The sequence below is a fragment of the Castellaniella sp. S9 genome (genome assembly GCF_027257175.1).
Lineage (GTDB): Bacteria > Pseudomonadota > Gammaproteobacteria > Burkholderiales > Burkholderiaceae_B > Castellaniella.
In genome coordinates this window covers 93,962-108,445 of sequence record NZ_JAPFGD010000010.1, presented here as the reverse complement: position 1 = coordinate 108,445, position 14,484 = coordinate 93,962, and the positions used below count along the sequence as shown (strand labels likewise).

The following is a 14,484-nucleotide window of genomic DNA, read 5'->3' as shown; positions in this document are numbered from 1 at the left end:
TGCATGAAAAAACACCATGTCCGTATTGTAGGCGGTGAATACCGCCGCACGCCGATTCCGGTGGCGCAGGTCGAGCACCTGCGGCCCACGCCCGACCGCGTGCGCGAGACGCTCTTCAACTGGCTGGCCCATTTCTGGGGCGGCGAGTTCGCCGACAAGCGCGTGCTGGACCTGTTCGCCGGCACGGGCGCGCTGGGCTTCGAGGCGGCTTCGCGCGGGGTTGCCCGTGCACAGCTCGTCGAGAGCGCGCCCGCCGCACTGGCGGCCCTGCGCGCGCTGCAGGCCCGCCTCGAGGCCGAACGGATCGGCATCCATGCGGGCGATGCGCTGTCTTTCCTGCGGGCACAGCGCATGCCGGACTATGATCTGCTGCTGCTGGATCCGCCGTTTCACCACGGCTGGCTCGAGCGGCTCTGGCCGCTGCTGGGCCGTGCGCTGCGCCCGGACGGGCTGGTGTACATCGAATCCGGGCAGGCCGTGGCGGACGTTCCCCCGGCTTTACGCCCGCTGCGGCAGGCCCGTGCGGGCCAGGTCCACTTCGGCCTCTTCCAGTTTGCTGCAATGCAAAAAACATTGAATAATCCTGAAATACGGCGCCCGCCATCCCGCGGCGGGCCGCCCGCCAACGACAACGATACGGAGACCGAATGATCACCGCCGTCTATCCTGGAACTTTCGATCCGCTGACCCGAGGCCATGAGGATCTCGTACGGCGCGCCGCAAGCCTGTTCGACCGGGTGGTGGTCGGCGTGGCCCACAGCCCGAACAAGCGTCCGTTCTTCACCGTCCAGGAGCGTGTCGAGATCGCCCGCGAGGTGCTGGGCCACTACCCCAACGTCGAAGTGCACAGCTTCGCGGGCCTGCTCAAGGACTTCGTCCGCGAACAGGACGGCCGCGTGATCGTGCGCGGGTTGCGGGCCGTGTCGGATTTCGAGTACGAATTCCAGATGGCCGGCATGAACCGCCACCTCCTGCCCGAGGTCGAGACCTTGTTCATGACTCCGTCGGATCAATACCAGTTCATCTCGGGCACGATCGTGCGCGAAATCGCCATTCTGGGCGGCGACGTCAGCAAGTTCGTCTTTCCCTCGGTCGAGCGCTGGCTGCACGGCAAGGCCAAGGCCTTGCGCGAAAGCCGGGACGCCACCGACGCCTGAACGGCGCCGCCCGAGGACCCACGCCGGCCCGACCGCCGAGGCTCAGGGCCAGGCGACCGGATCCGCCTCGGGATGGACCTTGACCAGGCGCGCGGGCCTGCCCAGCAGTTCCGTCAGCCAGGCGGCCGCCAGCTCACCCTCGTCGACCACGCGCACCGCCTGCGCGTCCACCCGGGCTTCGCCCACGACGCTGTCGTCATCCTCGATCACGTCCATCGGGATGTCCAGGCGCAACATGCCCGGCGCGCGCAGCACCAGGTAGCCGAAGCGGATGCCGAGCTCGATGCGCGACAGGCCATCGGCGCGCGCCGCATCCAGCCACTGGCCGTTCTCGTCGACCACGAGCCAGCGCCTATCGTAGGCGAGTGCGTCGGGATCATTCAACGCCTGGCAGGCGGCGATGGGGGTGCTGGCTCGAGTGGTCATCGGAAAACAGTCTCTTCGGGTTCAAGGGAATACGGAAATCATGCCGCCTATTGGCCGAGCAGCCCCTTCAGGGCCTCGCCGATGCGCTTGACGGGATCGGGCGCCTTGGCCGGCTCGGCCGGCGGCGGGGGCGCGGCCTGTCCGCCCGAGGGCGCCCCCGGTGGGACGATGCCGCTGGGGAGCAGATCCATCAGCCCCGTCTTGAGGGCGTCCTTGATGGCCTGGTTGCGCACGCTCGACCACTGCACGCCATAGGCCAGGTGTTCGAATGGCCCCGAGATCCGCACCGGCACGGTGGCGCCCAGCAAAGGCCCGATGACGCCGGCCAGCGCCTTGGGCGGCCGGCTGGTGACCTGGGCCTTGAGCATGAGATCCAGCCGCCGCCCCGGCAGGTCGATGAGGGCCGGCTTGTCCTCGCTGACCCGCACCAGATCGGAGACCAGCGAGAGCTTGGACACCTTTCCTTGCCCCCGCTGGAAATCGATTCGGCCGTCAAACGCGCTGAAGGCCGTGCGGCGGCCCGCCTCGAAAGGGTTGTGCATCGAGCCGGGCTGGCCCTTCAGGACGTTGAGCAGGACCGCCGAGGCGTCCTCCAGCGACTGCGAGGCGCTGATGCCGTGCACGGCGCCGTCGCGAACCTGCCAGGTCACGCGTCCCTCGAACGAGCGCAGGAGGTCATCGACCGTGGCGCCGCGGGCACGCACGTCGGCGCGCGCGCCCGCGGTGCCCGACAGGTGGCCCTGGCCGATCAGGGCCCGCATGAAGGGCTCGACCGCCACTTTGTCGAGCGCCAGCTGCGCGGCGAACGCCTGGTCGGCGGTCGCGCTGAATCCACCGGTCAGGGTGCCCTCGTAAAGCTTGGCCGCGAGCTTGGAGACCTCGAGCGCGTCGTTCTGGACGCTCAGGTTCGCCGACAAGTCGCGCAACTGGACGTCACGGACGCGCAAGTCGTTGATCGCGATGGTGCCCGCAATGTCCTGGTCCTCGAGGAAGGACAGGTCGATCCGTTCGCTGTCCGCGGCCTGCTGGGCCGGCTGCGGCGCGGACGGCGCCGGGGATGCCTCAGCGGCCGATTCGCCGTCGGAGGCCGCTTTTGCGGCGCCCTTTTCCGCCTTGGCGGGACTGGGCGGGGGCGCCAGCCAGCGGTTCAGGTCGAGCCGATCGGCCGTCAGCGCGAACCGGGTCTGCGGGTCGGCCAGTCGCTGCGTCTGGGACTTGAAGCCGAACTGGCCGCCCTCGATCACCGCGTTGATGTCGGCATCCAGAGTGTCCTTGACCTGGTCCAGATGGACGCTGCCGATCAAGGGGAACTCGAACACGGGCGCCTCGGAGGCCGCATCCCGGATGCTCAGGTCGCCCTTGATCGCCGACAGCGATCCCTTGCGCAGCGACCGGTCCCAGGTCAGGGGCGAGGTGAGCTGCAGCTGCGTCAGCCGATCCCCCTGAGTGATGCCGCCGTCCAGCGTCATCGTCCGCAGGCGCAGCTCGTTGGCATTGCCCGACAGGCCCTCGAGCTTGAAGGCGAGCGCAAGCGTGTTCCTGCCGGATACCTTGACCGTGCCCGTCACCGGGTCGCCCTGCGCGGACTCAGGCGAAATCGACAGCGCGGGCGCATCGAACGCCAGCTCTACGTCGCCCAGCTCGTCCTTGCCGGATGCGCGCAGCGCGAGCTTGTCGATCTGCAGCTCGGCGTTGCGCTGGTCCAGCCGGATCCGGGGCGCGGACAGGGTGGCCTTGAGGCCACTGACGGGATGGGCGCCTAGCACGTCGCCGGACACCGTCAGCTCCAGGTTTCCGGCGGAGAACGTGCGCTCGGTCCCGTTGTAGGCCAGGTTGCCCCTGAGCGCCGCCGCGGCCTTGTCCAGGTTGCCGGCGCGCCCCGTGAACTGGACGTTGATCTTTTGGGCCCCGTAGCCGCTCACGGCGGGATTCAGCCGCAGCAGCGCCTGCGCCTCGAAATGCGCATCCAGCGCCGGATCGTGGCCCGCCAGGTCGCCTTTGACCGAGACGTCGAAGGGCTGGTCGTAGGTCACCCGGCCGGTCGCCGCCTCGATACCGGTGATCGTGGCCGACATGCCGTCGCGCTGGTCCAGGTAGTGGACCTGGCCATCCTTGAGCTCCAGGCCCGCGATATCGATGTCCAGCTCGGCACGCTGGGCGCCGGCCGCCAACGCCACCGGCGCCACGGCCACCCCCGCCGCGGACGGCGCGCCGGCCGCCGCCTCGGAGCCGATCAGATCGCTGAAGTTGAACCGGCCCTCGGCATCGCGGGTGACCCAGGCCTTCAGGCCATTGACCGCCACGTGGTCGACCACCAGCCGGTTGGACAGCAAGGGCCAGATCGCCACGGCAAAGCGCGCGCTCTCGATGGAGACGAAGACATCCTTGCCGTCGCGGTTGGACAGGGCCACGTCGCCCACCGACAGGCCGATACGCGGAAACAGGGACAGGCTGATGTCGCCGTCGATCGTCAGGGTGCGCTGATAATGGGCGTAGACGAGGCTCTGGAGCTTGTCCTTGTAGGCGTTCGGATTGAAGGTCAACAGGAAAATGGCCAGCCCGACGGTCGCGGCGATCACGACGACGACCAGACCGAATACGATCCGCTTCAACCAAACATTCATATGAATCCTGCGCTCACCCAATGGCTACGGCCCGCCGTCCAGCAGGCAATACTCCAGCATGCTAACCCATGGCGCGGCTGCGTACGACGCCCAGGCGGCTCGCATACACCTTGTTTCGCCTTCCACTGCTATCGACAGCAGTGTCTGGACTGTTGTATATAACCCGTAGGAATAAAGACATTCAAGAAATTTCTGCCCATGAGGGTTCGTAGCCGTTACGATTGAACGTTCGCCCTCACGGCGCCAGACCCGGAACACGACAGGACACCCCAATGAGCCACAAATTCGACACCCTCGCCATTCACGCCGGATATACGCCCGACCCCACGACCAAGGCGGTGGCGGTGCCCATCTACCAGACCACCTCCTATGCCTTCGATGACACGCAACACGGCGCCGACCTGTTCGACCTGAAGGTCGCAGGCAATATCTATACCCGGATCATGAACCCGACGACTGACGTCCTCGAAAAGCGCGTGGCCGCGCTGGCCGTCGCCTCGGGCATGACCGCTGTGACCTACGCCATCCAGACGATCGCCCAGGCCGGCGACAATATCGTCGCGACCAGCAAGCTCTACGGCGGCACCTACAATCTGTTCGCCCATACCTTCCCGCGCCAGGGGCTCGAGGTGCGCTTCGCGCCGCACGACGACGTGGCCGCGATCGAGGCGCTGATCGATGGCAAGACCAAGGCGGTGTTCTGCGAGACCATCGGCAATCCGGCCGGCAACATCGTCGACATCGAGGCCATCGCCCAGGCCGCCCACCGCCACGGCGTTCCCCTGATCGTCGACAACACCGTGGCCTCGCCGGCGCTGTGCCGGCCCTTCGAATGGGGCGCGGACATCGTGGTGCATGCGCTCACCAAGTACATGGGCGGACACGGCAACAGCATCGCCGGCGCCATCGTCGACGGCGGCACCTTCCCCTGGACCGAGCACAAGGACCGCTTCCCCATGCTCAACGAGCCCGACCCGTCCTACCACGGCGTGGTCTACACCGAGGCCTTCGGTCCGGCGGCCTTCATCGGGCGCTGCCGCGTGGTGCCCCTGCGCAACACCGGTGGGGCCCTGTCGCCCTTCAATGCCTTCCTGATCCTGCAGGGCATCGAGACCCTGGCCCTGCGCATGGAGCGCCACAACAGCAACGCACTGGCGGTGGCGCGCTTCCTCGATGCGCACCCGAACGTCGCCTGGGTGAACTACGCGGGCCTCGAAAGCCACCCCGAGCACGCCCTCGCGCGCAAATACATGGGCGGCCCGCCGGCCAGCATCCTGTCCTTCGGCATCAAGGGCGGGATCGAGGCCGGCGCCAAGTTCATCGACGCGCTGCAGCTCATCCTGCGGCTGGTGAACATCGGCGACGCCAAGTCCCTGGCCTGCCACCCGGCCTCGACCACGCACCGCCAGCTCAGCCCCGAGGAACTGGCCAGCGCCGGCGTGGGCGAGGATATGATCCGGCTGTCGATCGGCATCGAGCACATCGACGATATCCTGGCCGACCTGGACCAGGCACTGGCCGCCAGCCGATAATTCATCACAGGAGGAACCGTCCAATGAACAGCGCAGCGGCGGGGGGACCATGCAGATAGGGATCCCACGCGAGACAACACCCGGCGAAACCCGTGTCGCCACCACGCCCGAGACCGTCAAAAAGCTCGTCAAATCCGGCCACGACGTCCGCATCGAACGGGGCGCCGGCGAGGCCGCGCACTATCCGGACGCGGACTACGAGCAGGCCGGCGCCCAGCTCGTCGATGCGGCCACGGCGCTGTCCAGCGAACTGGTCTTCAAGGTGCGCGCGCCCGATGCGGCCGAGCGCGCGCAGATGCGGCGCGGCACCCTGCTCGTGGGCATGCTCGATCCGTTCGACCGCGACAACCTGCAGGCCATGGCCGAGGCGGGACTGACGGCCTTCGCGCTGGAGGCCGCCCCCCGCATCACCCGCGCCCAGAGCCTGGACGTGCTGTCCTCGCAGGCGAACCTGGCCGGCTACAAGGCGGTGCTGCTGGCCACGCAATACTACGGCCGCATCTTCCCGATGATGATGACGGCAGCCGGCACGCTCAAGGCCGCGCGCGCCGTGATCCTGGGCGCCGGCGTGGCCGGCCTGCAGGCCATCGCCACGGCGCGCCGCCTGGGTGCGGTGGTCGAGGCCTCGGACGTGCGTCCGGCCGCCCGCGAGCAGGTCGAGTCCCTGGGGGCCAAGTTCATCGACGTGCCCTACGAAACCGACGAGGAACGCGAGATCGCCGAGGGCGTGGGCGGCTACGCGCGCCCCATGCCCGCGGCCTGGATGACGCGCCAGGCGGCCCTGGTGGCCGAGCGCTGCAAGCAGGCCGACATCGTCATCACCACCGCCCTGATCCCGGGGCGGCCGGCGCCGACCCTCATCCAGCCGGAAACGGTCGAGGCCATGAAGCCGGGCTCGGTCATCGTCGACCTTGCGGTCGAGCGCGGCGGCAATTGCCCGCTCTCGGTGCGCGACCAGATCGTGCGGCACGGCGGCGTCACGCTGGTCGGGCTCGCCAACCTGCCGGCCCTGCTGCCCACGGATGCATCCGCGCTGTATGCCCGCAACATCCTCGATTTCATGAAGCTGGTCGCCGACGCCGAGGGCCGCCCGGCCCTGGCCGAGGACGACGAGATCATCAAAGCCTGCATGGTCTGCAAGGACGGCCAGGTTCTCAGGAGCGCCTAATGGAAGCCGTCAATCCGACACTCGTCAACATCATCATCTTCGTGCTGGCCGTCTACGTGGGCTTCCACGTGGTGTGGAACGTCACCCCCGCCTTGCATACCCCGCTGATGGCGGTCACCAACGCCATCTCGGCCATCGTCATCGTCGGCGCCATGCTGGCCACCGGCCTGACCGAAGGCTCGCTCGCCCAATCCATGGGCGTGTTCGCCGTGGCACTGGCCGCCGTCAACGTATTCGGCGGCTTCCTGGTCACCCAGCGCATGCTCGAGATGTTCAAGAAAAAGGAACGCAAGGGAGGCCAGCGATGATCTCGATGGACCTCGTCACCCTGCTTTACCTGGTCGCCTCGGTCTGCTTCATCCAGGCGCTCAAGGGCCTCTCGCATCCAACGACCTCGCGGCGCGGCAACGTGTTCGGCATGGTCGGGATGGCCATCGCCATCCTCACCACGGCGGCATTGATCATCAGCCTCGCGCGCGACGGCGCGGGCGCGCTGGGCCTGGGACGCGTCGTTCTCGGCCTGCTGATCGGCGGCACCGTCGGCACGCTGCTCGCGCGCAAGGTCGAAATGACCAAGATGCCCGAGCTCATCGCCTTCATGCACAGCATGATCGGCCTGGCGGCCGTGGCCATCGCCATCGCCGTGGTCGCCGAACCGCACGCCTTCGGCATCGCGGCGGCCGGCGCGCCCATCCCCACCGGCAACCGGCTCGAACTGTTCATCGGCACCTTCGTGGGCGCGATCACGTTCTCGGGATCGGTGATCGCCTTCGGCAAGCTATCGGGGAAATACAAGTTCCGCCTGTTCCAGGGCGCTCCGGTGGTTTTCCCCGGCCAGCACATGCTCAACCTGGCCCTGGCCGTCGCCATGCTGGCCTGCGGCTTCTGGTTCATGGCCACGCAGTCCTGGCTGCCCTTCGTGCTGATGACGGCGATCGCCTTCGTCCTGGGGGTGCTGATCATCATCCCGATCGGCGGTGCGGACATGCCCGTGGTGATCTCGATGCTCAACAGCTACTCGGGCTGGGCGGCGGCGGGCATCGGGTTTTCGCTCAACAACCCCATGCTGATCATCGCCGGTTCGCTGGTGGGTTCGTCGGGTGCCATCCTGTCCTACATCATGTGCAAGGCGATGAACCGGTCGTTCTTCAACGTGATCCTGGGCGGCTTCGGCGCCGAGCCCTCCGCGGCGGCCGGGGCCGGCGACGGCGCCCAGCGCAGCGTCAAGTCGGGCAGCCCCGACGATGCCGCCTTCCTCATGAGCAACGCCGAATCGGTCACCATCGTCCCGGGCTACGGCCTGGCGGTGGCCCGGGCGCAGCACGCCCTCAAGGAACTGGCGGCCAAGCTCTCGGACCAGGGCGTCACGGTCAAGTACGCCATTCATCCGGTGGCCGGCCGCATGCCCGGCCACATGAACGTGCTGCTGGCCGAGGCCGAGGTCCCCTACGACCAGGTGTTCGAAATGGACGACATCAACAGCGAGTTCAGCCAGACGGACGTGGTGCTGGTGCTGGGCGCCAACGACGTGGTCAACCCGGCGGCCAAGAACGATCCCAATTCGCCGATCGCCGGCATGCCCATCCTCGAGGCCTACAAGGCGCGCACCGTCATCGTCAACAAGCGCTCGATGGCGGCCGGCTACGCGGGCCTGGACAACGAGCTGTTCTACATGGACAAGACCATGATGGTCTTTGGCGACGCCAAGAAAGTCCTGGAGGACATGGTCAAGACCCTCGAATGAGCCCACGGGCGCCGTCGCCGCCATGCGGCGGCGGCGCCCGTGGACGCGTCGAGTAGAATAAGCCGCCCCGATCCACGCCCGATGCCGCCATGCACAGACGCGACGACCAGTACCTGGTCTCTCAGCCCCTCGAAATCCAGTCGATCCTGAACGCCCTGCGGCGCAAGCGCACCCTGGTGCGCCTGGACGTGCCCGACCACGCCACGGCGGTGATCTCGACCATCCTCGACATCGAGGGGGCCTCGGGCGATCTGTACCTGGACAATGCCGCGGCCGCCGACGTCAACACCCGGCTGCTGGCGGCACCGTCCGTGCGCTTCCAGGCCACACTGGACCGCATCCTGATCGAGTTCCACGGCACCCTGTCGCCCACACAATGGGAGGACAGCCCGGCGTTCCTCATGGCACGGCCCCAAAGCCTGTACCGCCTGCAACGGCGCGAGTTCTTTCGCGTCGAGGTGCCCACCAAGAATCCGGCCGTCTTCACGGTCCTGGATCCGCCCATGGAGGGCGCCAAGGCCGTCTTCCCCGTGCACGACATCAGTGCGGGCGGCCTGCGCCTGGTCGACAAAGACCACCTGCTGGGCGAGACCGTCGGTAAAATCTACATGGGCCGCCTGGACATGCCCGGCGTCCAGACCATCGAAGTCGGCCTGCGCGTCCTGCGCACCGCCGAGATCACGCCCGAGAGCGGCAAGGCCACGCAGACCGTGGCCTGCAAATACTTCAACCTCGGGACCAACAAGCAGATCGCCATCCAGCAATACATCGGCCAGCTGGAACGCGCCATGATGGCACGCCGCTGGGCCCTGGAATAAAGGCGCCCCTGAACTGACCCCCACACGTCAGCCCACGGCGTGATTCCGCCAGGCTGCTCGCAGCCTCACACCGCCATCCCGCCGCAACTCAGGGATATCCAGGAGAGCGGCTTCGTTTTTAATATATTGCTTGCATATTGCGAGCATATATGTAAATATCGACCTACTTGCGCATCAGAAAAAGGAAGCAAGCTCAGGGAGACGTGAATTGACGCATACGGACTACAGTGTCGCCATCATCGGCGCGGGCATCGTCGGACTGACGACGGCGCTGAGCCTGGCCGAAGCCGGTCAGCGCGTGGTGGTGATCGACCGCAGGGGCCAGGCGCTGGAAGCGAGCTTCGGCAATGCCGGGGCGCTGGGTTTCGCCGAGATCATGCCCCTGGCGTCGCCGGGTTTGATCCGCAAGGCGATCAAATGGCTTTTCGATCCGCTGGGCCCCTTGTCCATCCCACCGGGCTACCTGCCTCAGATTGCGCCCTGGCTGCTGCGCCTATGGCGCGCCAGCCGCGCCGACCGTTTTCACGCCGCCGTCGCGGCACAGGTCCAGCTCATGGCCTTGGCGCGCGAGGAAATGTCCGCCATGCTGCTGCGCACTGGGCTCGCACCCCAGGTGCACTCGGACGGCGCGCTGGAACTCTACGAGGGCGAACGCGAATTCCAGGCTTCGCTGGCCGGGGCCCGCTGGCGCGAGCAAAACGGCATCGAGATCCGCCATGTCCAGGGCGACGCCCTGGCCGAACTGCAGCCCGGCCTCGCGCCCCGGTTCACCCACGGCACCTTCATCCCCGGCTGGCAGACCGTGGATGACCCCCATGAATTCGCCGTATCGGTGGGTCAAAGCGCCCTGGACCGGGGCGCCGTCTACCTGCAACGGGAGGTGGTCGCCATCGGCGGCGGCCCGGCCGGCACGCGCCTCACATTCGACGACGGGCAGACGCTGGACGCCCAGCAGACGGTCATCGCCGCGGGCGCGTGGTCACACCACCTCGCGCGCCAGATCGGCGACCGCATTCCGCTGGAGACCGAGCGCGGCTACAACACGACGCTGCCGGCCGGCGCGTTCGACGTGCGCCGCCAGCTGACCTTCAGCCAGCACGGTTTCGTCGTCACGCCGCTCAGCTGCGGCCTGCGCATCGGGGGCGCGGTGGAGTTCGGCGGCCTCTCGCGGGCGCCCGACTTTCGCCGCTCGGCGACCATGCTACGGAAAGCCCAGGCATTCCTGCCAGGCCTCAAGGCCGAAGGCGGCAAACAATGGATGGGCTTTCGGCCCAGCCTGCCGGATACGCTGCCCGCCATTGGACGGTCGGCGCGCCAGCCTGCCTTCATCTATGCCTTTGGCCATGGCCACCTGGGCCTGACCCAGGCGGCGGCCACGGCGCGGATGGTACGCGATATCGCCCTGGACCAGCCGCCGGCCATCCCGCTCGCGCCCTATCGGCCAGGGCGCTTTCGCGGACACTGACGCGCCCAGGCCTTGATTCACGCTCTTTTTCAACTGGGTTACACCAGGTTTTCGCCTCCCTGATCCAAGCATTCACAGGTGAGAAATACTTTCCACAACAAGGAAGCCATACCATGAAACTCGAAGGTGTTTTCGTCCCCATGATCACCCCCAGCACCCGCGATGGCGGTGTCGATACCCAGGCCTTGGCCAAACTCGCCGAGCACTTCATTGCTCAGGGCGTGACCAGCCTCATCGCCTGCGGCACGACCGGGGAATACTATGCGTTCACCGAAGAAGAACGCCGCCAGGTCATGGAAACCATCGCCGCCGTCGGCAAGGGCCGCGTCAGCCTGGTGGCGGGCATCAGCGCCTTTTCGACCCAGGGTTCCATCGAGCGCGCCAAGCAGGCCGAGGAACTGGGCTATGACGGCCTGATGCTGACCGCCCCGCCCTACTGCCTGCCCAGCCAGGATGGCGTCATCACGCACTTCCGCGAGGTCGCCGCGGCGACGCCGCTGCCCATCATCATGTACAACTTCCCCGACCGAGTGGGCGTGGACCTGGAGTTCGACACCGTCGTCGAGCTCGCCAAAGTCCCCAATATCGTCGGCATCAAGGAAAGCAGCGGCGATTTCGGCCGGGCCCTGGCCCTGATCCAGGCCAAGCTCCCCGACTTCGAAGTCGTGTGCGGCTGCGACGAGCAGGCGGCCGACTTCCTGTTCTGGGGCGTACGCGCCTGGATCAGCGGCAGCGCCAACGTCTTCCCCGCCGAGCAAGTGGCCATGATCGAGGCGGCGAAGGCCGGCAGGCTGGACGAGGTCCGCGATCTCCTGTCCGCCATGTATCCGGTCATCCACGACATGGAATCCAGCGATTTCAACCAGAAAGCCAAACTGGCCGCCAAGCGCCATGGCATCGAACCCGGTGAAATCCGCCGGCCCCTGGCCCCCCTGACCGCCGGGCAAGCCCAAGCCTTCCAGCAGCTCCTGGACGCCTACAAACACTAAGGAGTCGACATGTCCCCCATTGTGCAAACCATCTTTGAACAGGCACGCGCAGGCTCCCTGTGGGCCGGCCACCTGATTCCAGGACATGCGGCGGGCACGGCACGCATCGTCAACACGACACCCATCGACAACAGCACGATCGGGCACATCGCCGATGGCGCCCGCGCGGATGTCGACGCGGCGGTCCTCGCGGCGCGCAAGAGCTTCGAATCCGGCGAGTGGTCGCGCCTGGCCCCGGCCGAGCGCAAGCAGATCATGCTGCGCTGGACCGACCTGCTCACCGAGCACGCCGAAGAACTCGCCGCGCTGGATTGCGTGGACGCCGGCAAGCCGATCAGCGAATGCCTGAACACGGACCTGCCCGCCACGCTGGATACCTTGCGCTGGTACGCCGAAGCCATCGACAAATGCTTTGGGCGCATCTCCCCAACCGGGTCCGATGCCCTGGGTCTGATCGTCAAGGAGGCTATCGGCGTGGTCGGCGTGGTCCTGCCGTGGAACTTCCCCGCGCTGATGTACGCCTGGAAAGTCGGCCCCGCACTGGCCGCGGGCAACGCCGTCATCGTCAAGCCCGCCGAGCTGACCTCGCTGAGCGCCTACCGGATGACGCAGCTGGCCCACGAGGCCGGCATCCCGCCGGGCACATTGACCCTGGTCACCGGACTGGGCGAATCCGCCGGCGAACCCCTGGGCCGCCACATGGACGTCGACATGGTGTCCTTCACCGGCTCGACGGAGGTGGGGCGCTACTTCCTCAAGTACTCGGCCGAGAGCAACCTGAAGGAGATCGTCCTGGAATGCGGCGGCAAGAGCCCCCAGGTGATTTTCGAGGACGCGGCCCTGGACGACATCCTCGACCACGTGCTGGCCGCGGCGTTCTGGAACATGAGCGAGAACTGCAGCTGCGGCTCGCGCCTGATCGCCCACAGCAGCATCAAGGATGCGCTGCTCGCCAAGCTCAAGGACCGGCTCGGCCAATGGAAGGTGGGCCTGCCCACGGACGCAGCGACCCACATCGGCCCCATGGTCGAACGCGCCCATTTCGACAAGGTGCGCAGCTTCATGGACGAGGCGGTCAGCGAAGGCGCGCGCCTGGCCCATGGCGGACGCGTCCACAGCGAGCTGGGCAGCGGCTGGTATATCGAACCGACGATCTTCGATGATGTGAAACCCGAATCCCGCCTGTTCCGCGAGGAGGTCTTCGGTCCGATCCTGGCCGTCACGACCTTCGAGACCGAAGAAGAAGCCATCCGCCTGGCGAACGACAGTGCTTACGGCTTGGCCGCATCGCTCTATACCCTGGATGTCCGGCGGGCGCAGCGCGTCGCCTCGGCGATCCGCGCGGGCACCGTGTCCGTCAACGGCTTTTCCGAAGGCGACATCACGACGCCCTTTGGCGGATACAAGCAATCGGGCTTCGGCGGGCGCGACAAGGGCATGGAGGCACTCGACCAGTACCAGCAGATCAAGACCATCTGGTACGTCAATAGCTGATCCAACTTTCCGCACCAGGGGCCGAACATGGCATGCATCTCCATTCTCGATTCCCACACCGGCGGCGAGCCTACGCGGCTCGTCCTGGATGGCTTCCCCTCACTGGGCCAAGGCAGCATGGCCCAGCGCAAGGCCATCCTGTCCGAACGCTACGACGCATGGCGCAGGGCCACGGTGCTGGAGCCGCGCGGCAGCGATGTCATGGTCGGCGCCCTGCTGTGCGAGCCGGTCGACCCCGCACACGCGGCAGGGGTCATCTTTTTCAACAACACCGGCTACCTGGGCATGTGCGGCCACGGCACCATCGGCGTGATCGCGTCCCTGGCCTACCTGGGACGCATCGCAACGGGCCGCCATGTCATTGAAACACCGGTCGGCAATGTCGCCGCCAGCCTGCTCGGCGACGGATCCGTCAGTATCGAAAATGTCCCCTCCTACCGGCTGCATCACGCCGTCGAGGTGGACCTGCCGGGACATGGCCGCATCACGGGCGACGTCGCCTGGGGCGGGAACTGGTTCTTCCTCGTGAGCGATCACGGCCAACGCATCGCCAGCGACAATATCGAGGCGCTCACCGAATTCACCTGGGCATTGCGCCAGGCGCTGGAAGACCAAGGCGTCTGCGGCCGGGACGGCGCGCTGATCGATCACATCGAATTGTTCGCCGCTGATGATCGGGCCGACAGCCGCAATTTCGTGCTGTGTCCCGGCAAGGCCTATGACCGCTCGCCCTGCGGCACCGGCACCAGCGCAAAGCTGGCCTGCCTGGCTGCCGACGGCACGCTCGAACCCGGCCAGATCTGGCGGCAGGCCAGCATCATCGGCAGCGAATTCGAGGCCAGCTACAGGATCGACGGCGAGACCATCATCCCGACAGTGCGCGGGCGTGCGCACATCAGCGCGCAAGGCAGCCTGATTCTGCACGAGGACGACCCGTTCCAATGGGGCATCCAGCCATGACCGGGGCCCCGAACCCCTGGCATGGCGTAAAATCGAAGGGATGACATGGATATCCAGGAAAAATATCCGGCACATACAGATAACAAGATATCCCACGCAGGAAAACC

Annotated in this window: 13 protein-coding genes; 11 read left to right on the top strand and 2 right to left on the bottom strand. The window is 66.8% G+C overall.

Features of this window, described 5'->3' with window-relative positions; genetic code table 11:
- Positions 1–3: 3 nt before the first annotated feature.
- Together OOZ48_RS16035 and coaD are read left to right on the top strand one after the other, a co-directional pair.
- Positions 4–651 carry an RsmD family RNA methyltransferase gene (locus tag OOZ48_RS16035; protein ID WP_269499827.1) on the top strand — a complete coding sequence of 216 codons (648 nt, stop codon included), beginning with the start codon at positions 4–6 and terminating at the stop codon, positions 649–651.
- Positions 648–1,157 carry a pantetheine-phosphate adenylyltransferase gene (gene coaD, locus OOZ48_RS16030; protein WP_269499826.1) on the top strand — a complete coding sequence of 170 codons (510 nt, stop codon included), beginning with the start codon at positions 648–650 and terminating at the stop codon, positions 1,155–1,157. The genes OOZ48_RS16035 and coaD overlap by 4 nt, the downstream gene beginning before the upstream one ends.
- A 42-nt stretch (positions 1,158–1,199) precedes the next feature.
- On the opposite strand, the gene OOZ48_RS16025 is transcribed toward coaD, so the two are convergent.
- Both OOZ48_RS16025 and OOZ48_RS16020 read right to left on the bottom strand, forming a co-directional pair.
- Positions 1,200–1,583 carry an MOSC N-terminal beta barrel domain-containing protein gene (locus tag OOZ48_RS16025; RefSeq protein WP_269499825.1) on the bottom strand — a complete coding sequence of 128 codons (384 nt, stop codon included), beginning with the start codon at positions 1,581–1,583 and terminating at the stop codon, positions 1,200–1,202.
- Positions 1,584–1,630: 47 nt separating this feature from the next.
- Entirely contained in the window at positions 1,631–4,207 is a 2,577-nt protein-coding gene (locus OOZ48_RS16020; RefSeq protein WP_269499824.1) for an AsmA family protein, read from the bottom strand.
- 272 nt (positions 4,208–4,479) lie between these two features.
- Here OOZ48_RS16020 and OOZ48_RS16015 point away from each other — a divergent pair, with 272 nt between their 5' ends.
- The 9 genes from OOZ48_RS16015 (at position 4,480) to OOZ48_RS15975 (ending at position 14,377) form a co-directional block, all read left to right on the top strand.
- Positions 4,480–5,739 carry a bifunctional O-acetylhomoserine aminocarboxypropyltransferase/cysteine synthase gene (locus OOZ48_RS16015; RefSeq protein WP_269499823.1) on the top strand — a complete coding sequence of 420 codons (1,260 nt, stop codon included), beginning with the start codon at positions 4,480–4,482 and terminating at the stop codon, positions 5,737–5,739.
- 49 nt (positions 5,740–5,788) lie between these two features.
- The gene (locus tag OOZ48_RS16010; protein ID WP_269499822.1) at positions 5,789–6,907 is read left to right on the top strand and encodes a Re/Si-specific NAD(P)(+) transhydrogenase subunit alpha; all 1,119 of its coding nucleotides are present in this window, start codon (positions 5,789–5,791) and stop codon (positions 6,905–6,907) included.
- Positions 6,907–7,215, top strand: a complete 309-nt coding sequence (locus tag OOZ48_RS16005; protein ID WP_269499821.1) for an NAD(P) transhydrogenase subunit alpha — start codon at positions 6,907–6,909, stop codon at positions 7,213–7,215. The genes OOZ48_RS16010 and OOZ48_RS16005 overlap by 1 nt, the downstream gene beginning before the upstream one ends.
- Positions 7,212–8,651, top strand: a complete 1,440-nt coding sequence (locus OOZ48_RS16000) for an NAD(P)(+) transhydrogenase (Re/Si-specific) subunit beta (protein ID WP_269499820.1) — start codon at positions 7,212–7,214, stop codon at positions 8,649–8,651. The genes OOZ48_RS16005 and OOZ48_RS16000 overlap by 4 nt, the downstream gene beginning before the upstream one ends.
- An 89-nt stretch (positions 8,652–8,740) precedes the next feature.
- Complete coding sequence (locus OOZ48_RS15995; RefSeq protein ID WP_269499819.1) at positions 8,741–9,469, top strand: flagellar brake protein; 729 nt, start codon at positions 8,741–8,743, stop codon at positions 9,467–9,469.
- A 208-nt stretch (positions 9,470–9,677) separates the two neighbouring features.
- The gene (locus OOZ48_RS15990; RefSeq protein WP_269499818.1) at positions 9,678–10,934 is read left to right on the top strand and encodes an NAD(P)/FAD-dependent oxidoreductase; all 1,257 of its coding nucleotides are present in this window, start codon (positions 9,678–9,680) and stop codon (positions 10,932–10,934) included.
- 113 nt (positions 10,935–11,047) lie between these two features.
- The gene (dapA, locus tag OOZ48_RS15985) at positions 11,048–11,923 is read left to right on the top strand and encodes a 4-hydroxy-tetrahydrodipicolinate synthase (RefSeq protein ID WP_269499817.1); all 876 of its coding nucleotides are present in this window, start codon (positions 11,048–11,050) and stop codon (positions 11,921–11,923) included.
- A gap of 9 nt (positions 11,924–11,932) precedes the next feature.
- On the top strand, positions 11,933–13,417 hold the full coding sequence (locus OOZ48_RS15980) for an aldehyde dehydrogenase (protein WP_269499816.1): 1,485 nt from the start codon (positions 11,933–11,935) through the stop codon (positions 13,415–13,417).
- A 27-nt stretch (positions 13,418–13,444) separates the two neighbouring features.
- A complete protein-coding gene (locus OOZ48_RS15975) occupies positions 13,445–14,377 on the top strand; it encodes a 4-hydroxyproline epimerase (protein ID WP_269499815.1) in 933 nt (310 codons plus the stop codon).
- The last annotated feature ends 107 nt before the right edge of the window (positions 14,378–14,484 follow it).

Excerpts from the sequence above, each read along its gene's own strand:
- OOZ48_RS16035 (WP_269499827.1), top strand. The coding sequence starts at position 4 with ATGAAAAAACACCATGTCCGTATTGTAGGCGGTGAATACCGCCGCACG.
- coaD (WP_269499826.1), top strand. The coding sequence starts at position 648 with ATGATCACCGCCGTCTATCCTGGAACTTTCGATCCGCTGACCCGAGGC.
- OOZ48_RS16025 (WP_269499825.1), bottom strand. The coding sequence starts at position 1,583 with ATGACCACTCGAGCCAGCACCCCCATCGCCGCCTGCCAGGCGTTGAAT.
- OOZ48_RS16020 (WP_269499824.1), bottom strand. The coding sequence starts at position 4,207 with ATGAATGTTTGGTTGAAGCGGATCGTATTCGGTCTGGTCGTCGTCGTG.
- OOZ48_RS16015 (WP_269499823.1), top strand. The coding sequence starts at position 4,480 with ATGAGCCACAAATTCGACACCCTCGCCATTCACGCCGGATATACGCCC.
- OOZ48_RS16010 (WP_269499822.1), top strand. The coding sequence starts at position 5,789 with ATGCAGATAGGGATCCCACGCGAGACAACACCCGGCGAAACCCGTGTC.
- OOZ48_RS16005 (WP_269499821.1), top strand. The coding sequence starts at position 6,907 with ATGGAAGCCGTCAATCCGACACTCGTCAACATCATCATCTTCGTGCTG.
- OOZ48_RS16000 (WP_269499820.1), top strand. The coding sequence starts at position 7,212 with ATGATCTCGATGGACCTCGTCACCCTGCTTTACCTGGTCGCCTCGGTC.
- OOZ48_RS15995 (WP_269499819.1), top strand. The coding sequence starts at position 8,741 with ATGCACAGACGCGACGACCAGTACCTGGTCTCTCAGCCCCTCGAAATC.
- dapA (WP_269499817.1), top strand. The coding sequence starts at position 11,048 with ATGAAACTCGAAGGTGTTTTCGTCCCCATGATCACCCCCAGCACCCGC.
- OOZ48_RS15980 (WP_269499816.1), top strand. The coding sequence starts at position 11,933 with ATGTCCCCCATTGTGCAAACCATCTTTGAACAGGCACGCGCAGGCTCC.
- OOZ48_RS15975 (WP_269499815.1), top strand. The coding sequence starts at position 13,445 with ATGGCATGCATCTCCATTCTCGATTCCCACACCGGCGGCGAGCCTACG.